Source organism: Kitasatospora sp. NPDC001225 (genome assembly GCF_053597855.1).
This window is the reverse complement of the sequence record NZ_JBSFJC010000005.1, coordinates 82,434-100,775: the sequence shown is the minus strand read 5'-3', so window position 1 is coordinate 100,775 and position 18,342 is coordinate 82,434. Positions and strand designations below refer to the sequence as shown.

The following is an 18,342-nucleotide window of genomic DNA, read 5'->3' as shown; positions in this document are numbered from 1 at the left end:
GAACAAAGCGGCCAGGACGCACGGAACCCCGGACCGCTCGCGCGATCCGGGGTTCCGTGCTTCGACAGCCGTCCGGCTACGGTCAGTCGCCGGAGCCGGGGGTGGTCTTGGCGATCTGCATCAGGAACTCGGCGTTGCTCTTGGTCTGCTTCATCTTGTCCAGGAGCAGCTCGATCGCCTGCTGCGAGTCGAGCGCGTGCAGCACCCGGCGGAGCTTCCAGACGATGGCCAACTCCTCGCTGCCGAGCAGGATCTCCTCCTTGCGGGTGCTGGAGGCGTCCACGTCGACGGCCGGGAAGATGCGCTTGTCCGAGAGCTTCCGGTCGAGCTTGAGCTCCATGTTGCCGGTGCCCTTGAACTCCTCGAAGATCACCTCGTCCATGCGCGAGCCGGTCTCGACCAGCGCGGTGGCCAGGATGGTCAGCGAGCCGCCGTTCTCGATGTTGCGCGCGGCGCCGAAGAACTTCTTCGGCGGGTACAGCGCGGTCGAGTCGACACCACCGGACAGGATGCGGCCGGAGGCCGGCGCCGCCAGGTTGTAGGCGCGGCCGAGGCGGGTGATCGAGTCCAGCAGGATGACCACGTCGTGGCCCAGCTCCACCAGGCGCTTGGCGCGCTCGATGGCCAGCTCGGCGACGGTGGTGTGGTCCTCGGCCGGGCGGTCGAAGGTCGAGGAGATGACCTCGCCCTTCACCGACCGCTGCATGTCGGTGACCTCTTCCGGACGCTCGTCGACCAGGACGACCATCAGGTGGCACTCGGGGTTGTTGTGGGTGATCGCGTTGGCGACCGCCTGGAGCACCATGGTCTTGCCGGTCTTCGGCGGCGCGACGATCAGACCGCGCTGGCCCTTGCCGATCGGCGACACCAGGTCGATGATCCGGGTGGTCAGCACGCCCGGGTCGGTCTCCAGGCGCAGCCGCTCCTGCGGGTAGAGCGGGGTGAGCTTGTTGAACTCGGGGCGGCCGCGGCCGCTCTCCGGGTCCATGCCGTTGACGGAGTCCAGGCGCACCATGGCGTTGAACTTCTCGCGGCGCTCGCCCTCGCGCGGCTGGCGCACCGCACCGGTGATGGCGTCACCCTTGCGCAGGCCGTTCTTGCGGACCTGGGCGAGCGAGACGTAGACGTCGTTCTGGCCCGGCAGGTAGCCGGAGGTGCGCACGAACGCGTAGTTGTCGAGGATGTCGAGGATGCCCGCGACCGGGATCAGGACGTCGTCCTCGCCGACCTGCGGCTCGGCCACGCCGGCGGCCTCGAAGCCGTCACGGCCACGACGGCCGCGGCGGTCGCGGTAGCGCCCGCGCCGGCCGCGGCGGCCCTCGCCGAACTCGTCGTCCTCGTAGCCGCCCTGCTGCTGGGCCTGCGGCTGCTGGGTCTGCTGGCCCTGACGGCCCTGCTGCTCGGCCTGGCCGCCCTGCTGCTGGCCGCCGCCCTGCTGGGGCTGGCGGTCGGCGCGCTCGCGGCGGTTGCGGCGGTCGCGGCGCGACTCGCGGCTGTCGCCGTCCTGGGCCTCGCCGCCCTCCTGGCGGTCGGTGCGCTCGGTGCGCTCGGTGCCCTCGCGGCGGTCACGGCGCTCACGGCGGTCGCGACGCGACTCGCGGCCGTCCTCGCGGCCCTCGAAGCCGCGGGTCTCGGCCGGGCGGGCCTCGGCCTGCTTCGGCTCGGCGACCGCGACGGTGGCGGGCTCGGCGGCGGCCTCGGCGACCGGGGCGACGGGCGCGCCGGCGGCCGAGGTGGCCCGGCGGCGGGTGCGCTCGGTACGGGCGGGCGCGGCGGTCTCCGCGGCGGCCTGGACCGGGATCTCGATCTGGGCCTGCGGCTCGGCGGCGGCCGGGGCCTCGGCCTTGGCGGCGGCGGCCTTGGTGCGGCGGGCCGGCTTCTCGGCCGGGGCCTCGGCGTCCGCCTTGGCGGCGGTGCGCTTGGCGGCCGGGGCGGTGCCGCCGGCGGCGAGCAGCGGGTCCCCGCCGCTCTTCTCCTTGATGGTCTCGATCAGCTGGCTCTTGCGCATGCGTCCGGTACCGGTGATGCCAAGGTCCGCGGCGAGCTTCTGGAGCTCGGCCAGGACCATGCCGTCCAGGCCCGCGGCGGCACTGCGGCGGCGCCGCGCCGGAGCAGCGGGGGCGGCGGCTGCGTCCGACGCCTCTGCGTCCGGGCGCGCGCCCATCAGATCGGTGGAGTCGCTCACTAAGGGTCCTTCCCTGGAGCGGACGTCGGCCTGTCTGGCTCGGCGACCGGTTGTGCTGTCCTGACCAACGCTCGACTGCGTCGGTCCGAGGCGGTGATCCCTCGAATGGCGGGAGCCTGTCGAGAGAGGGTTACGTGCGAGGTGCGGTGCGTGAAGCACGGTGGTGCTGAGTGGCGCGTGGGCCGGTCGTGTGTCGACCTCCCCTGAGGGCGTAACCCCCACGCTTCCTGCGAATCCCGGGCCCCCGTCGCGTGACGGTGGCCCGTGCTCCGCCCGTCCTGGCCTCAGGTGGGAGGCTGCGGGTGGGAGTCAGGTGCCGTCACGGCTTCGGGATGCGGCCGCATGTCGCGCAGGCAGGCTGCGTACGCGCTGCGGTGGGCTCCCGGAGAATCGTCGCCCCGTGCATCGCCGGGACTCCACTGCCGTGGAGCGCTGGGATCGGGACGCGGCGCACCTAGCCCCGGAGGGCACCTGGTGCAGCAATGAGGTTAACACTACCGACCCCCTCAGACATTCCCCAGCCTTGCGCTTGCCAATCGTGTCCGTCGGACCCGGCTCGGCAGGGTGCCGGCGCCGGGTCCCGAGCGGCCCGTTCGGGCTGCTCAGACGTCCAACGGGAGCACGACGGCCCCGGTGCGGTCGACGTCCAGCCGGTGCGCGGCGAACGCCGGGTCGCCGCCGTGGCCGTGGTGTCCGGCGAAGGAGAGCACCTTGTCGGCGCCCGCCTCGTCGGTGAGGGCCAGGACGGTCGGGCCGGCGCCGGAGACGACCGCCGGGAAGCCCTCGGCGCGCAGGGCGCCGACCAGCGCGGCGCTGTCCGGCATGGCGGAGGCGCGGTAGTCCTGGTGCAGCCGGTCCTCGGTGGCGGCGAGGAGCAGTTCGGGGCGCCTGGTCAGCGCCTCCACCAGCAGTGCGGAACGGCCCGCGTTGACGGCCGCGTCGGCCAGCGGGACGGTCTTCGGCAGCAGTCCGCGCGCGGTCTCGGTGAGCACCTCGCCGGCCGGCACGAACACCACCGGGACGACCTGCTCGGACGGCTCCAGCACGACCGCCTTGGCCGACTCCTCGTCGGTCCAGGCGATGGTGAAGTTGCCGCGCAGGCAGGCCGCGACGTTGTCGGGGTGGCCCTCCAGCTCGGAGGCGAGGGCCAGCAGCGCGTCGTCGTCCAGCGCGGACCGGCCGCCGATGGTCACCGCGCGGGCGGCCATGATGCCGGCGCAGATGGCGGCCGAGGAGGAGCCGAGGCCGCGGCCGTGCGGTATCCGGTTGGCGCAGACCACTTCGAGGCCGCGGGGCTGGCCGCCGAGCCGGTCGAAGGCGGCGCGCATCGAGCGGACCAGCAGGTGGCGCTCGTCGCGCGGCAGCGTCTCGGCGCCCTCACCGGCGATGTCGACGGAGAGGCCGGAGTCGGCGACCCGGACGACCACGTCGTCGTACAGACCCAGCGCGAGCCCGAAGGCGTCGAAGCCCGGGCCGAGGTTGGCGCTGGTCGCGGGAACCCTGACCCGGACGGCGGCGGCACGGAACGCGGGACCGGCCATACGGTGGACTCTCCTGGGGTAAATCGGGCGGCGCGGAGCGCGTCGTCGGTGCGAGGGTGGGAACGGACCGCGGCCCCTCCGGGGGGCGGGCGGTCGCGGTGTCGGCGCGGCCCGGACCCGCCGGGCCCGGGGCATGTGCCACACGGCCGAAGCCAGAGTATCGAAGAGAGGTTCCCGAGCGGTACACCCCGTGGGCCTTCGATCTGGTGTGTTGCCGTTCTGGCCGGAAATGCTCACCCCTCCCCGTCGACGGGAGGGGTGGAAAAGGATCGCAATGCGGAACCCAATGGACACAAAAGTGTCAGGGGGGAACTCCGACGGGCCGACCCTCGAAAGGGTCGGCCCGTCGGGGCGTCAGGACCCTTTACCGGTCGAGCAGTCCGAGGCTGCGGGCGGCCGCCTCCGGGTCGATCGGGACGATCTGCGGCTGCGGCGCGCCGGCCACCGCCCAGTCCGGGTCCTTCAGGCCGTTGCCGGTCACGGTGCAGACGATCCGCTGGCCCGGGTCGACCAGGCCGGCCTCCGCCTTGGCCAGCAGACCGGCCACCGAGGCGGCCGAGGCGGGCTCCACGAAGACGCCCTCCTGCGAGGCCAACAGCCGGTAGGCGGACAGGATCTGACGGTCCGTCACCTTGTCGATGAGGCCGCCGGACTCGTCCCGCGCGGCGAGCGCGAAGTCCCAGGAGGCCGGGTTGCCGATCCGGATCGCGGTGGCGATGGTCTGCGGCTTGAGCACCGGCGCGCCGTCCACGATCGGGGCCGAGCCGGAGGCCTGGAAGCCCCACATCCGCGGGGTGCGGGTGGCGAGGCCAGGGAGGATGCGGCGCGAAGCGCCTCCGTCAAGGGTGGCGGCGGGAGACGGGCGGGAGTACTCGCGGTAGCCCTTCCAGTACGCGGTGATGTTGCCCGCGTTGCCGACCGGCAGGACGTGGATGTCCGGGGCGTCGCCGAGCATGTCGACGATCTCGAAGGCCGCGGTCTTCTGGCCCTCGATCCGCACCGGGTTGACCGAGTTGACCAGCGCCACCGGGTACTTCTCGGACAGTTCACGCGCAAGGGTGAGGCAGTCGTCGAAGTTCCCGTCGACCTGGAGGATCCTGGCGCCGTGCACCAGCGCCTGGCCCATCTTGCCGAGGGCGATCTTGCCCTGCGGGACGAGCACCGCGGAGACCATCCCGGCCCGCACCGCGTACGCGGCGGCGGAGGCCGAGGTGTTGCCGGTGGAGGCGCAGATGACCGCCTGTGCGCCCTCCTCCTTGGCCTTGGAGATGGCCATCGTCATCCCGCGGTCCTTGAAGGAGCCGGTCGGGTTGGCGCCCTCGACCTTGAGGTAGACCTCGCAGCCCGTGCGCTCGGAGAGCACCTGGGCGGGGACCAGGGGCGTGCCGCCCTCCAACAGGGTGACCACCGGGGTGGCCGCGGTGACCGGCAGGCGGTCCCGGTACTCCTCGATCAGGCCGCGCCACTGGTGGGTGTGCGCGCCTCGGACGACGTTCTCGGCAACGGCGTTCATGGCTGGTTCCTTATTCCCCTTCGACCCGCATGATGCTGGCCACGTCCCGCACGCTGTCCAGCGCGCGGAGCTTGTCGACCGTCGCCGACAGCGCGGCGTCGGTGGCACGGTGGGTGACCACGACGAGCGAGGCGTCGCCGTCGCGGCCCTGCTGGCGCACGGTGTCGATGGAGACGCCGTGCTCGGCGAAGACGGATGCCACCTGGGCGAGCACGCCCGCGCGGTCGTCCACGTCGAGGCTGACGTGGTAGCGGGTGACCACCTCGTCCATCGGCTTGGCCGGCAGCCGCGTGTACACCGAGTCACCGGGGCCGGTGGCGCCGGCGAGCTTGTTGCGGCAGACCGCGACCAGGTCGCCGAGCACCGCGGAGGCGGTCGGCGAGCCGCCCGCGCCGGGGCCGTAGAACATCAGCCGGCCGGCCGCCTCGGCCTCGACGAACACCGCGTTGTACGCCTCGCGGACGGAGGCCAGCGGGTGCGACAGCGGGATCATCGCCGGGTGGACGCGCGCGGTGACGGACTCGCCGTCCGCGGCCCGCTCGCAGATCGCGAGCAGCTTGACCACGCAGCCCATCTCCTTGGCGGAGGCGATGTCGGCCGCCGTCACCTCGGTGATGCCCTCGCGGTAGACGTCCGCCGCGGTGACCTTGGTGTGGAAGGCGATGCCGGCCAGGATCGCGGCCTTGGCGGCGGCGTCGAAGCCCTCCACGTCGGCCGTCGGGTCGGCCTCGGCGTAGCCCAGCGCGGTGGCCTCCTCCAGCGCCTCCGAGTAGCCGGCGCCGGTGGTGTCCATCTTGTCGAGGATGAAGTTGGTGGTGCCGTTGACGATCCCCAGCACCCGGTTGACCTTGTCCCCCGCGAGGGACTCGCGCAGCGGGCGCAGCAGCGGGATCGCGCCCGCCACCGCGGCCTCGTAGTACAGGTCCACCCCGGCCTCGGCGGCCGCGGCGTGCAGCTCGGTGCCGTCCTTGGCGAGCAGCGCCTTGTTGGCGCTGACCACCGAGGCGCCCTGCCGGAAGGCGGACAGGATCAGCGATTTGGAGGGCTCGATGCCGCCCACCACCTCGACCACCACGTCGATGTCGCCCCGGTTGACCAGGGCCTCGGCGTCGGTGGTGATCAGGTGCTCGGGGACGCCCGGGCGGGTCCGCCCGGCCCGGCGGACCGCGATCCCGGCCAACTCGACCGGAGCGCCGATGCGAGCGGCGAGGTCGTCGGCCGTCGTCGTCATGATGCGCGCCACCTCGGAGCCCACCACACCACAACCCAGCAACGCCACCTTCAGCGGGCGCGTACGCATCATCCGACTCCGCTCTGCATTCTTCTGCTTCGGTAATTTCCGGCGGGTTTTCCTGGACCGCCGGGAACTTCGGTCTCTACCAGTCTCCGGGACTTTCCGTACGGATCTACGGTCGTTCCATGATCTGAGACGAGGATTTCGTCATCCGATATCCAGACGCAGGAGATCCTCCTCCGTCTCGCGCCGGACGATCACCCGCGCCGCACCGTCCCTGACGGCGAGCACGGGGGGCTTGAGGGCGTGGTTGTAATTGCTCGCCATCGACCGGCAGTAGGCGCCGGTGGCGGGCACCGCGATCAGGTCGCCCGGGGCCAGGTCGGCCGGCAGGAAGGCGTCCCGGACGACGATGTCGCCGGACTCGCAGTGCTTGCCGACCACCCGCACCAGCATCGGCTCCGCGTCGCTGGTGCGCGACACCAGGGCCACCGAGTACTCGGCGTCGTACAGCGCGGTGCGGATGTTGTCGGACATCCCGCCGTCCACGCTGACGTAGGTCCGCAGGCCCTCCAGCGGCTTGACGGTGCCGACCTCGTACAGCGTGAACGCCGTCGGGCCGACGATCGCCCGGCCCGGCTCCACGCTCAGCCGGGGGGCGTCCAGGTTCGCGGCGGCGCACTCGCGGCGGACGATGTCGGCCAGCGCGGCCGCGATCTCGGCCGGCTCGCGCGGGTCGTCCTCGCTGGTGTACGCGATGCCGAGGCCGCCGCCGAGGTCGATCTCGGGCAGCTGGACGCCGTGCTCGTCGCGGATCCCGGCCAGCAGGCCGACCACCCGGCGGGCGGCCACCTCGAAGCCCGCCATGTCGAAGATCTGCGAGCCGATGTGCGAGTGGATGCCGCGCAGCTCCAGGCTGTCGTGGCCGAGCACCCGGCGCACCGCCTCGGCGGCCGCTCCCCCGGTGAGCGACAGCCCGAACTTCTGGTCCTCGTGCGCGGTGGCGATGAACTCGTGGGTGTGCGCCTCGACGCCGACGGTGATCCGGATCAGCACCTGCTGGCGCACGCCCTGGCGGGCGGCGATCGCGGCCAGGCGCCCGATCTCCTCGTAGGAGTCGACCACGATGTGCCCGACGCCGGTCTTCACCGCGTGCTCGAGCTCGTCCGCCGACTTGTTGTTGCCGTGCAGCGCGATCCGCTCCGGCGGCATCCCGGCGGCCAGGGCGACCGCCAGCTCGCCCGGGCTGCACACGTCGAGGTTGAGGCCCTCCTCGTGCAGCCAGCGCACGACGGCCTTGGAGAGGAACGCCTTCCCGGCGTAGTAGACGTCCGCGCCGGTGCCGAAGGCGTCCCGCCAGGCACGCGCCCGGGACCGGAAGTCCTCCTCGTCCAGCACGTAGGCGGGGGTGCCGAACTCGGCGGCCAGCCGCCTGACGTCGATGCCGCCGACGGTCGCCACGCCCTCGGCGTTCCGGGCGACGGTGCGCGACCAGACCTTGGGGTCGAGCGCGTTCAGGTCGGCGGGCGGGGCCTGGTAGTGGCCCTCGGGCAGGACGTCGCCGTGACGGGGGCCTGCCGGGTGTGCGGAGCGACTCATCTTCGGAGATCCTTCGAGACCTATGGCGAGGGGCGGCGACGGTCCACGTTGACCGTCAGCCGCCCCCGCCGTGCGCTTGGGGGTGGTGCCTACATCCGCTCGGGCGCCGTCACGCCCAGGAGCGTGAGTCCGTTGGCGAGCACGGTGCGCGTCGCCTCGACCAGCCAGAGGCGGGCGCGGTGCGTGTCGGAGAGCTCCTCGTCGCCCTTGGGCAGGAACATGCAGTTCTCGTACAGGCGGTGGTACTTGCCCGCGAGGTCCTCCAGGTAGCGCGCGACCCGGTGCGGCTCGCGCAGCTCGCCGGCCGTGGCCAGCACCCGCGGGAACTCCGCGAGGTGGCCGAGCACGTCGGACTCCCACTCGGTGGCGAGCAGCTCGGGCTTGAACTGCTCGACCGTGCCCTTGTCCACGCCCAGCTCGGCGGCCTTGCGGGCCACGCCGCACATCCGGGTGTGCGCGTACTGGACGTAGAAGACCGGGTTCTCGTTGGTCTGGCTGGTCAGCAGGTTGATGTCCAGCGTGATCGTCGAGTCCGTGGAGGAGCGCGCCAGGGTGTAGCGGGCGGCGTCCACGCCGATCCACTCGATCACGTCGTCGATCGTGATGATGTTGCCGGCCCGCTTCGACATGCGGACCTCTTCGCCGTCGCGAAGCATCTTCACGAACTGGCCGATCTTCACCTCGATGTTGTGGTCCATGTCGTCGCCCGCGCAGGCCGCGATGGCCTTGAGGCGGTTGACGTAGCCGTGGTGGTCGGCGCCCAGCATGTAGAGCGCGACCTCGGCGCCGCGGTCCCGCTTGGACAGGTAGTACGCGGCGTCGGCGGCGAAGTAGGTCTTGTCGCCGTCGGCCTTGACCAGGACGCGGTCCTTGTCGTCGCCGAAGTCGGTGGTGCGCAGGAAGACCGCGTCGTCCTGCTCGAAGACGTGGCCCTGCTCGCGCAGCCGGTCGATGGCCTTCTCGACCGCGCCGGAGTCGTGCAGCGTCTTCTCCGAGAACCACACGTCGAAGTGGGTGCCGAACTCGTCCATCGAGCGCTTGATCTCGGCGACCATGAGCTTGAGGCCCTCGGTGCGGAAGACCTGGAGCTGCTCCTCCTCGGAGAGGTCGAGCACGCCGGGGATCGCGTCGGTGAGCGCCTTGGCGATGTCGACGATGTACTCGCCGACGTAGCCGTCCTCGGGCGCCGGGCGGCCGTTCGCGGCGGCCTGCAGCGAGGCGGCGAACTTGCCGATCTGCACGCCGGCGTCGTTGAGGTAGTACTCGGTGGTGACGTCGGCGCCGGAGGCCCGCAGCACGCGCGCCATCGAGTCGCCGACGGCGGCCCAGCGGACGCCGCCGATGTGGATCGGGCCGGTCGGGTTGGCGGAGACGAACTCCAGGTTGATCCTCAGGCCCTTGAGGGCCTCGTTGCGGCCGTAGGCCTCGCCCGCCTCGACGACGGTGCGCGCCAGCGCGCCGGCGGTGGCGGTGTCCAGGGTGATGTTCAGGAAGCCCGGACCGGCGATGTCGACCTTGGCGACGCCGGTGATCCCTCGCAGGCGGTCGGCAAGCAGCTCGGCAACGGCTCGCGGCGGCTTGCCGGCCGCCTTGGCGAGCTGGAGGGCCACGTTGGTCGCGTAGTCGCCGTGGTCCCTGTTCTTGGGCCGTTCGACCGTCACGTGCTCGGGCACGGCGACGGCCAGCTCGCCCGCCTCGACGGCGGAGCTCACTGCGGCCTGGATTGCCTGGGAAAGGTCTGCGGGGGTCACGACGCCAAGCGTAGGCGAGACGGGGTGCCCGCCCGCCACCCGGTTTACCGGTTGAGACGCCGGTGCGCCGTGGTTACCGGGTCTCAGCCGCGATCCGTCCGCTCTGTTCGCTCAGGGCGAACTGCGTCGGACGGGCCGGCACGGCGCCCGCCGGACGGCCCGGCGGACTGTTCCGCGAGCCCCATCAGGCGCCGGACCAGGGCCACCAGGTCGGCCGGGTCGAAGGGCTTGCCGAGGTAGCCGTCCACCCCGACCGTCTCCCCCAGGTCGAGGTCCGCCGGGGTGCAGGCGCTCACGATCGCGATCGGCAGCCGGCTGGTGTCCGGGGTCGCGCGCAGCCGGGCCGCCGTCCGCAGGCCGTCCAGCCTCGGCATCACCACGTCCAGCGTCACCACGTCGGGCCGCACCCGGCGGACGACCTCCAGGCACTCGGCGCCGTCGGCGGCGGTCACCACCTCGAAGCCCTCGAGCTCCAGGTTGACCCTGATCAGCTGGCGGATCACCTCGCTGTCGTCCACCACGAGGACCCGCCCGGACACTCCCGACACCTCACCGAGGGTATCGGCGGCCCCGCCGCCCCGTCCGGCCTTTGGGCACTTCCGCCCCCACCCGGCACACGGCCCGATCCGCGGGCCGATCCCCGGGGCGATCCGCCGCCCGATTCGCGGCCCGATCCGCGGGCCGGACGATCTTCGGGGAAACCCGTGCACGGACCACCGCCGGAGCCTGGTACTGTTCTCACGTCGGAAGCGCGAGCGACCGACAGGCCAACAGGCCCCCGTAGCTCAGGGGATAGAGCACCGCCCTCCGGAGGCGGGTGCGTAGGTTCGAATCCTACCGGGGGCACTTCGCAGGAAGTGCAAGTCAGGCCCAGATCAGTGGAGTTGATCCACGGATCTGGGCCTTTGTCGTATGCGGACGCGCGACCGGGTCCGGGCCCGGGTGAAGCCGGGTCCGGACCCGGTGCCTCAGGAGGCGGCCGCCTCGGCCTGGGTGTACAGGTCCGCGATGGTGTGGTCGAAGAGGGCGCTGTACGAGATGTCGTCGGTGTCGCCGCCCTGCTGGTAGCCGCCGATCGCGCCGATCACGTCGCCGGTGGCGGTGTTGATCCACGGGCCGCCGCTGGTGCCGCCCGGGTAGGCCGGGCAGTGGACGACCCGCTGGTAGGCGCTCTGCTGCCCGGTGGTGTTGGTGCACAGGACGGGCGCCTCGGCGTCGGCGGGGTAGCCGTAGAGGCGGACGGTGGCGCCGAACGGCTCGTCGGTGCCCAGCCGGTTGCCGCCGACCACGTCCTCGACGTTGCGGCCGTTGCTGGGGGCGGTCTCCAGGATCGCGAAGTCCTCGTCCTCGTCGCCCTTCTGGGACCAGCCGGCGGTGGTGTGGATCGCGGTCACCCGCCAGGTGCCGTACGGGGCGGAGCCGTCGCGGTAGCCGGGGGCGAAGGTGACGCCGTCGGTGCTGCTGAGGCAGTGCGCGGCGGTCAGCAGCAGGTTGCCGGTGGCGCTGTGCAGCACGCTGGCGGTGCAGAAGTGGTCGCCGGCCGTCGGCGTGCCGCTGAACAGCGCGCCGACCGTCCCGGTCTCGCGGTCGCCGGCCGGCGCCGGGGCGGTGGTGCCGAGCGCGACGTCGGCGGCGGTGGTGGTCGGGGCGGCCGGCGCGGCGGCGGGAGTGGCCGTCGCGGTGGCCGTCGGGTCGGCGGTCGGGGCCGCGGAGGGCGTGGGGGCCGCGACCGGGGCGGGCGGGGCGACCGCCGCCGGGTCGGTGGCCGGGACGGGCACGGCGGCACGGGTGCTGCGGGCCGCCTTCCCGGCGGCCGTCGTGTCGGACAGGTCCAGCCCGTGCGTCCCGGTCAGCACGGCAGCGACCGCCACCGCGGACAGCGCGGTGAACAGGGACGGGGCCAGGAGTCTGCGGCGGCGCGAGCCCTCGCGGCGGTGCTTGCCCATGCCTGTCTCTCCTGCCGGGGCGGTCGGTGGCGTCGTTCGGTGAACGACTATGGCGCCTCAGCCTGGAAAGGGCGTGACCGGCTCCTTGGAGCTCGATGAGAAATACCGTCAGCGCGTCAGCACCGCGTCCAGTTCTGCGGCTCCGACGAAAGCGGTGTGCGTCCCGGCGGCGGTGCAGGCGAAGGCCCCGGCCACCGTACCGGCCCGGGCGCAGTCCAATGGCGGGCGGCCCTGGAACCAGGCGTACAGGAAGCCGGACACGAAGGCGTCCCCGGCGCCGTTGGTGTCCACCACCGGACGGCCCGGGTCGACGGCCGGCAGCCGGCGCGGCGCCGGGTCGTCCCGGGTGAGCAGGTGGCAGCCCCCGGCACCGGCGGTGGCGACGACCACCCGCGCGCGCCCCTCGGCGAGGATCGCGCGCATCACCTCCTCGTGCCGGCCGCGGCAGCCGGCCACCGAGAGGAAGACCAGGTCGGAGCCGAGCGCGTAGTCGCGGTGGTGCGGGTCGGCGCCGTCCCAGTCGTGCAGGTCGGTGGAGGTGGTGCGGCCGAGGCGGTGCAGGTCGCCGTACATGTCCCGGTTGACGCCGGTGATGGACAGGTGGACGTGCCGGCTGCGCTCGGCGTACGGCAGCCAGAAGTCGCGCGGCAGCCGCAGGTCGGCGGGGTGGCGGCCGTCGAAGAAGGAGAACCGGCGGCCGGCCGGGTCCACCAGGTTGACCCCGCGCGGGGTGCCGTACGGGCTCACCAGGTGCGCGAAGTGCAGTCCGTGGCGCGCGTAGTGGGCGCGGACCAGGTCGCCCTGGGGGTCGTCGCCGAGGAAGTCGATGAACGCGGTGCGCAGGCCGAGGTGGTGGGCGCCGAGGGCGACGCCGTTGCCGGTGTGGCCGACGTAGTCCCGCACCGGCTCGACGAACCGCGAGTCGCCGGGCGGGAGTTCCAGCCGCTCGACCCGGACGATGGTGTCCACGCCGCTGCCGCCGACGACGAGCAGGTCGAACTCGGGCGCTGTGGCGCTGGACGGCACGGTCTCGGGCAGCACGGCGGCGCCTCCTTGGTCCCTGGGCAGTGCCCAGGAGTCAAGCAGGCGCCGGAGGTTGACTGCAAGGACTTGCTGCAAATTTCAATCGGCCGGTGGCCGCTCCGGACCCGCCTCGGCCCGGACCTCGGCCCCGGTCTCGACGTTCGCCCGGACGTCGGCCCGGGCCACGGCCCGCGGGCTCGGCCGCCCGTCCACCGCCCGTACGGCGGACGCCGATGCCGCCCCGCCCTCGACGGCGGTGGCCGCGACCGGCGTCGGCCGGTGGTCGATCATCAGCACCGCGACCAGCGCGGCCGCCAGCAGCACGCCCATCGCCACCCAGGTCGCGACCACGTAGCCGTGCACCGCGCCCTGGGCGCGCACCGCCGGGTCGGCGGCGATCCGGGTGGCCAGGAAGCTCGCGGTGGCACTCGCGGCGACCGTGTTCAGCAGCGCGGTGCCGACCGAACCGCCCACCTGCTGCGCCGAGTTGATGGTGGCCGAGGCCGCGCCGGCCTCGTTCGGGGCGACCCCGAGGGTGGCCAGGCTCATGGCCGGCATGAACACCAGGCCCATGCCGAAGCCGATCAGCAGCTCGGCGGGCAGCACCATGCCGGCCCACGGGCTGTCCACCCGCATCTGGGTCAGCCAGGCCATGCCGCCCGCGGCGAGCAGCAGGCCGGGGCCGATCAGGTTCCGGGACGGCACCCTGGTCATCATCCGGGCCGCGAAGCCCGTCGAACTCAGCACGATGGCGACCGTCATGGGCAGGAAGGACAGGCCGGACACGATCGGCGAGAAGTGCTTGATGGCCTGGAGGTAGTAGGTCAGGAACAGGAAGAGGCCGAACATGCCGACCATCGCCAGGCCCACCGAGAGCGCGCCGCCGCCGCGGTTGCGGTCGGCGACGATGTGCAGCGGCAGCAGCGGGTGCGCGGTGCGCCGTTCGACCAGGACGAACGCCGCGAGCAGCGCCACGCCCAGGACCAGCGGGCCGATCACCAGGCCGTCGCCCCAGCCCCTGGTCACGGCCTCGGAGGTGCCGTAGACGATCGCCAGCAGGCCGCCGCAGCCGAGCAGCGCCCCGGGCAGGTCCAGCCGCAGCCGGCGGCCCTTCCCGACGTGGTCGCGCTTCAGCACGTTGAAGGCCGCGAAGGCGGTGACGGCGGCGATCGGCACGTTGACGAACAGGCACCAGCGCCAGTCCAGGTACTCGGTCAGCAGGCCGCCGGCGATGAAGCCGATCGCGGAGCCGCCGCCGGCGATCGCGCCGAAGATGCCGAAGGCCGTACTGCGCTCCCGCGGATCGGAGAAGGTGGTGGAGAGCAGCCCCAGCGCGGAGGGGGCGAGCAGGGCGCCGAACGCGCCCTGGAGGGCGCGGGCGCCGAAGAGCATGGCGGGGCCGACCGCCGCGCCGCCGAGGGCGGAGGCGAGGGCGAAGCCCAGCAGGCCGACGGTGAAGACGCGCTTGCGGCCGAAGAGGTCGCCCAGCCGGCCGCCGAGCAGCAGCAGGCCGCCGAAGGCCAGCGTGTAGGCGGTGATCACCCACTGCCGGTCGGCGTCCGAGATGCCCAGGTCCCGCTGGGCGGACGGCAGTGCGATGTTCACGATGGTGATGTCGAGCACGATCATGAGCTGGGCGGTGGCGATGACGGCCAGCGCCCACCAGCGGCGGCGGTCCGCGTCCTCATGACCGGCGACGGTTCTCGCAGTCACTGGTCGAGCCTTCCGGAGTGGGGCGGAGAGGTCACGCAGTCGCCTTCCAGCCAAACCCCGCTCCGGACGGATGGCAAGGAAAAACCTCACCAAATCAGACCTTCGGAACAAAAGAACCAGGCCCCCGGGACTGCGGACCGAGTCCCGGGGGCCTGGTTCCACGGCTCGCGCCGCGTGGTGGCTCAGAGCGCCGAGAGCTCCTCGACCAGGTCGTCCAGCCCCAGCGAGCCCTGCGAGAGCGCCGCCATGTGCCAGGCCTTGAGGTCGAACTCCTCGCCACGCGCCTCGTGCGCCGCCTTCGCCGCCGCCCGGCCGCGCAGCCAGGCGCGCTCGCCCAGCTTGTAGCCGATCGCCTGGCCGGGCAGGCCCAGGTAGCGGACCAGCTCGCTGTCCAGGAAGTCGGCGGACAGGCCGCAGTACAGGCCGAAGAACTCCCGGGCGTGCTCCGGTGCGACCGGCTCGCCCGGCCGGTACGGGGAGTCCGCCGGGAAGTCCAGGCCCACGTGCATGCCGATGTCGACGATGACCCGCAGCGCGCGCATCATCTGCGCGTTGAGGTAGCCCAGGCGGTGGCCCGGGTCGGTGAGGTAGCCGAGCTCGTCCATCAGGCGCTCGGCGTACAGCGCCCAGCCCTCCAGGTTGGCGCTGACCCCGCCGAGGCTCACCTGGTAGGTGGAGAGCCGGTCGGCGACGTAGTTCCACTGCGCGAGCTGGAGGTGGTGGCCCGGGACGCCCTCGTGGTACCAGGTGGAGACCAGGTCCCAGACCGGGAAGCGGTCCCGGCCGACCAGCGGCAGCCAGGTCCGCCCGGGGCGGCTGAAGTCCAGCGAGGGCGCGGTGTAGTACGGCGCGGCGGCGCTGCCCGCCGGGGCGATCCTCGACTCGACCCGGGTGACCGGCTCGGCCAGGTCGAAGTGGGTGCCCTGGAGGTCCCGGACGGCCTGGTCCATCAGGCCCTGGAGGTACTCCCGGGCGGCCTCGGCGCCCTCGATCGCCGGGCCGTCCGACTCCAGCCAGCGCATCGCCGCGAGCGGACCCGCGCCCGGCAGGACCTTCTCGGCCTCGGTCTCCATCTGCGCCAGCAGGTCGTGGAACTCGCTCCAGGCCCAGGCGTAGGCCTCGTCGAGGTCCAGGTCGGCACCGGTCCAGTAGCGCACCCAGCGGACGTAGCGCTCCCGGCCCGCGGTGTCCGGGGCGCCGGCCGCGGCCGGGCCGTACACGTCGCGCAGCCAGTCCCGCAGCTCCGCCAGCGCCTCGGCGGCGGCCACCGCGTGCTTCGACAGCTCGGGGTGCAGGCCCTCCGGCGCGCCCTGGACGAAGGTGCCGAACCAGGCGCCGGGCACCCGCTCGGCGGCGGGCGCGTCCTCGCCCAGCCACTCGGCGAACTGCCCGAGCACCGTGGCCACCTGGCGCGGGCCGGACAGCAGGCCGCGCTCGACGCCCTCCGTCAACGTGCGCCGGTACTGCGCGAACGCCTCCGGGAGCCGCGCCATCCGGCGGCCGATCACCTGCCACTCGGCCTCGGTGTCGGTGCCCATCAGGGTGAAGGACTCCCGCACGTCGTGCACCGGGGAGCCCAGGTTGCGCAGCGAGCGGAAGTTCTCCCCCGCCTCGTGGACGGCGAGTTCGGCGGTCAGCCGCTCGCGCAGCAGCCGGGCGCAGCGGCGCTCCGCCTCGTCGTCGGCGGCACCGGCCCGCTCGGCCTCGTCGAGCTTCGCCAGGGTGCGGCGGGCGAGGTCGGCGACGGCCTCGGGACCGGCCGGGGAGAGGTCGGGAAGCCGGTCGTCGTCAAGGTTGAGACCGAGGTACACCGCGGTCAGCGGGTCGAGCTCGGCCAGTTCGCGGACGTGGTCGTCGGCGATGCGGCGAGGGGTGGCGCCGTCGGCGGTGATCAGTTCTTCACGCATTCGGACATCATTTCGTGGCGCGGCAGCTTTGCAACCCCTTTGCGAGCCGGGTTCGCCTGCGAAAATCCGTTCGGCGCGACCGGATCCGATCCGTCCGGCGCCCATTACGCTTGGCCGCCATGGAAGCCAGCCCCGCCCCGGCCGCACCCGAGCCGCGCCCGCGCCGCACCGGCTACCGGCGGCTGCCGGTCCAGCAGCGGCGCGAGCAGCTGATCGCGGTCGCCCTGGAGCTGTTCGCCTCCCGGCCGCCCGAGGAGGTGGGCCTGGACGACGTCGCCGAGGCCGCCGGGGCCTCCCGCCCGCTGGTGTACCGCTACTTCGCGGGCGGCAAGCAGCAGTTGTACGAGGCCGCGCTGCGCACCGCGGCGGACGAGCTGAGCAGCCGCTTCGCGGTACGGCTGAGCGGGACGCCGTCCGAGCAGCTGTCGGCGGTGCTGGACGGCTACTTCGCCTTCGTGGCCGAGCACGACGCGGGCTACTCGGCGCTGCTGCGCGGCGGTTCGGTGGTGGAGACGGCCCGCACCTCGGCGATCGTGGACGACGTCCGGCGGGAGGCGCTGCGCCGGACGCTGCGCCACCTGGGCGTGCGGGAGGCCGGGCCGCGGCTGACGCTGCTGGTGCGCTCCTGGATCGCGGTGGTCGAGGGCGCGTCGCTGAGCTGGCTGGACGAGGGGCGCGCGCTGCCGGTGGCGGAGCTGCGCGACTGGCTGGTGGACCAGTTCACGGCGATGGCGGCGGCGACGGCGCTGCACGACCCGCAGACGGCCGAGGTGCTGGCGGGGGTGCTGGCGCTGGAGGGGCCGCGGCCGGAGCGGGCGGAGCGGCTGCGGGCGGTGCTGGGCGGCGGCTCCTAGGCGGCGCGGCCGCACCCGAGCGGTCCCGGCGCCCCTCCCGACCCCCGTGCCAAGGGTCGGGCGGCCCGCGCCGTTACGCCTTGCCGAGCACCTGGCGCTGGCGGCCGAGCCCGTCGACCTCGATCTCGACCACGTCGCCCGGGGCGAGGTACGGCGTGCCGGGGCGGCCCAGGGTGACCCCCGCCGGGGTGCCGGTGATGACCACGTCGCCGGGCTCCAGCACCATGAACCGGCTCGCGTAGCGGACCAGTTCGAGCACCGGGAAGACCATCTCCGCGGTGCTGCCGTGCTGCCGCCGCTCGCCGTTGACCCACAGCCGCAGGGTCAGCGCCTGCGGGTCGGCCACCTCGTCGGGGGTGACCAGCCAGGGCCCGAGCGGGGTGAAGGTCTCCGCCGACTTGCCCTTGTCCCACTGGCCGCCGCGCTCGAACTGGAAGGCCCGCTCGGTGACGTCGTTGGCGATCGTGTACCCGGCGATCACCCCGGCCGCCTCGGCGTGCGAGTCCAGGTAGCGGGCGGTGCGGCCGATCACGACGGCCAGCTCGGCCTCGTAGTCGGTCTTCTCGCCGCCGCGCGGCACCAGCACCTCGTCGTACGGGCCGACCACGGTGGAGCCCGGCTTGAGGAAGATGACCGGCTCGGCCGGGATCGCGGCCCCGGCCTCGGCCGCGTGGTCGCGGTAGTTGAGCCCGATGCCGACCACCTTGCCCGGCCGGGGCACCGGTGCGCCCACCCGCAGGCCGTCGAGGTCCAGCACCGGCAGGACGCCGGCGGCCGCGTCCCGGGCCAGTGCGGCCGGGTCCAGCCCGGCCAGGAAGGCCCCGTCGAGGTCGCGGGTCCGCCCCGAGAGGTCGTACGCGGTGCCGTCCTCGCCCAGGACGACCGGGCGCTCGGCGCCCGCGGGTCCGACGCGCAGGAGCTTCATCGATCCGTCACCAGCCTTTCGTCGCAGCTCACCGGGGCGGCCCGGAGGCCGCTCCCGAGTCCGGCAACGAGGTATACCAACGCGCCGGGGCGGCGGGCCAGACCGTCCCGATGGGCGAAATCCTCCCGGTTGGCGCTCCGGCCGCCGCCCC

13 protein-coding genes and 1 tRNA gene are annotated in these 18,342 nt (G+C 73.3%); 2 read left to right on the top strand and 12 right to left on the bottom strand.

Annotated elements, in window-relative coordinates:
• Positions 1–82 precede the first annotated feature (82 nt).
• The 7 genes from rho to ACWDCZ_RS02885 form a co-directional block, all read right to left on the bottom strand.
• The gene (gene rho, locus ACWDCZ_RS02915; RefSeq protein WP_181970680.1) at positions 83–2,185 is read right to left on the bottom strand and encodes a transcription termination factor Rho; all 2,103 of its coding nucleotides are present in this window, start codon (positions 2,183–2,185) and stop codon (positions 83–85) included.
• 602 nt (positions 2,186–2,787) lie between these two features.
• Positions 2,788–3,726 (bottom strand): homoserine kinase, encoded by a 939-nt coding sequence (thrB, locus tag ACWDCZ_RS02910; RefSeq protein WP_449815069.1) that lies wholly within the window; start codon positions 3,724–3,726, stop codon positions 2,788–2,790.
• Between the two features lie 364 nt (positions 3,727–4,090).
• Positions 4,091–5,239: a threonine synthase gene (thrC, locus tag ACWDCZ_RS02905; RefSeq protein WP_449815068.1), complete on the bottom strand. Its 1,149-nt coding sequence runs from the start codon at positions 5,237–5,239 to the stop codon at positions 4,091–4,093.
• A gap of 10 nt (positions 5,240–5,249) precedes the next feature.
• Positions 5,250–6,542 carry a homoserine dehydrogenase gene (locus tag ACWDCZ_RS02900; RefSeq protein ID WP_049655891.1) on the bottom strand — a complete coding sequence of 431 codons (1,293 nt, stop codon included), beginning with the start codon at positions 6,540–6,542 and terminating at the stop codon, positions 5,250–5,252.
• 138 nt (positions 6,543–6,680) lie between these two features.
• A complete protein-coding gene (gene lysA, locus ACWDCZ_RS02895) occupies positions 6,681–8,072 on the bottom strand; it encodes a diaminopimelate decarboxylase (RefSeq protein ID WP_117489540.1) in 1,392 nt (463 codons plus the stop codon).
• 89 nt (positions 8,073–8,161) lie between these two features.
• A complete protein-coding gene (argS, locus tag ACWDCZ_RS02890) occupies positions 8,162–9,823 on the bottom strand; it encodes an arginine--tRNA ligase (protein ID WP_049655895.1) in 1,662 nt (553 codons plus the stop codon).
• Positions 9,824–9,906: 83 nt separating this feature from the next.
• A complete protein-coding gene (locus tag ACWDCZ_RS02885; protein ID WP_049655897.1) occupies positions 9,907–10,362 on the bottom strand; it encodes a response regulator in 456 nt (151 codons plus the stop codon).
• A 235-nt stretch (positions 10,363–10,597) separates the two neighbouring features.
• On the opposite strand from ACWDCZ_RS02885, the gene ACWDCZ_RS02880 reads away from it, so the two are divergent.
• Positions 10,598–10,669, top strand: a tRNA-Arg gene (locus tag ACWDCZ_RS02880).
• 122 nt (positions 10,670–10,791) lie between these two features.
• On the opposite strand, the gene ACWDCZ_RS02875 is transcribed toward ACWDCZ_RS02880, so the two are convergent.
• The 4 genes from ACWDCZ_RS02875 to ACWDCZ_RS02860 all read right to left on the bottom strand — a co-directional run bounded on the left by ACWDCZ_RS02875 (position 10,792) and on the right by ACWDCZ_RS02860 (position 16,412).
• Complete coding sequence (locus ACWDCZ_RS02875; RefSeq protein ID WP_449815067.1) at positions 10,792–11,769, bottom strand: trypsin-like serine peptidase; 978 nt, start codon at positions 11,767–11,769, stop codon at positions 10,792–10,794.
• A gap of 108 nt (positions 11,770–11,877) precedes the next feature.
• Complete coding sequence (locus ACWDCZ_RS02870) at positions 11,878–12,810, bottom strand: carbohydrate kinase family protein (protein WP_449815066.1); 933 nt, start codon at positions 12,808–12,810, stop codon at positions 11,878–11,880.
• Between the two features lie 81 nt (positions 12,811–12,891).
• Positions 12,892–14,505, bottom strand: a complete 1,614-nt coding sequence (locus ACWDCZ_RS02865) for an MFS transporter (protein WP_074001445.1) — start codon at positions 14,503–14,505, stop codon at positions 12,892–12,894.
• A 182-nt stretch (positions 14,506–14,687) separates the two neighbouring features.
• Positions 14,688–16,412: a DUF885 domain-containing protein gene (locus ACWDCZ_RS02860; RefSeq protein ID WP_049657741.1), complete on the bottom strand. Its 1,725-nt coding sequence runs from the start codon at positions 16,410–16,412 to the stop codon at positions 14,688–14,690.
• 119 nt (positions 16,413–16,531) lie between these two features.
• Here ACWDCZ_RS02860 and ACWDCZ_RS02855 point away from each other — a divergent pair, with 119 nt between their 5' ends.
• Positions 16,532–17,266, top strand: a complete 735-nt coding sequence (locus ACWDCZ_RS02855; protein ID WP_380740226.1) for a TetR/AcrR family transcriptional regulator — start codon at positions 16,532–16,534, stop codon at positions 17,264–17,266.
• A gap of 73 nt (positions 17,267–17,339) precedes the next feature.
• Here the strand turns inward: ACWDCZ_RS02855 and ACWDCZ_RS02850 are convergent, their stop codons facing one another.
• The gene (locus ACWDCZ_RS02850; RefSeq protein ID WP_375876482.1) at positions 17,340–18,191 is read right to left on the bottom strand and encodes a fumarylacetoacetate hydrolase family protein; all 852 of its coding nucleotides are present in this window, start codon (positions 18,189–18,191) and stop codon (positions 17,340–17,342) included.
• Positions 18,192–18,342 lie beyond the last annotated feature (151 nt).

What these genes read in the sequence shown, in the direction of transcription:
- thrB (WP_449815069.1), bottom strand. Translation starts at nt 3,726, where the DNA reads ATGGCCGGTCCCGCGTTCCGTGCCGCCGCCGTCCGGGTCAGGGTTCCC.
- thrC (WP_449815068.1), bottom strand. Translation starts at nt 5,239, where the DNA reads ATGAACGCCGTTGCCGAGAACGTCGTCCGAGGCGCGCACACCCACCAG.
- ACWDCZ_RS02900 (WP_049655891.1), bottom strand. Translation starts at nt 6,542, where the DNA reads ATGATGCGTACGCGCCCGCTGAAGGTGGCGTTGCTGGGTTGTGGTGTG.
- lysA (WP_117489540.1), bottom strand. Translation starts at nt 8,072, where the DNA reads ATGAGTCGCTCCGCACACCCGGCAGGCCCCCGTCACGGCGACGTCCTG.
- ACWDCZ_RS02875 (WP_449815067.1), bottom strand. Translation starts at nt 11,769, where the DNA reads ATGGGCAAGCACCGCCGCGAGGGCTCGCGCCGCCGCAGACTCCTGGCC.
- ACWDCZ_RS02860 (WP_049657741.1), bottom strand. Translation starts at nt 16,412, where the DNA reads ATGCGTGAAGAACTGATCACCGCCGACGGCGCCACCCCTCGCCGCATC.
- ACWDCZ_RS02855 (WP_380740226.1), top strand. Translation starts at nt 16,532, where the DNA reads ATGGAAGCCAGCCCCGCCCCGGCCGCACCCGAGCCGCGCCCGCGCCGC.
- ACWDCZ_RS02850 (WP_375876482.1), bottom strand. Translation starts at nt 18,191, where the DNA reads ATGAAGCTCCTGCGCGTCGGACCCGCGGGCGCCGAGCGCCCGGTCGTC.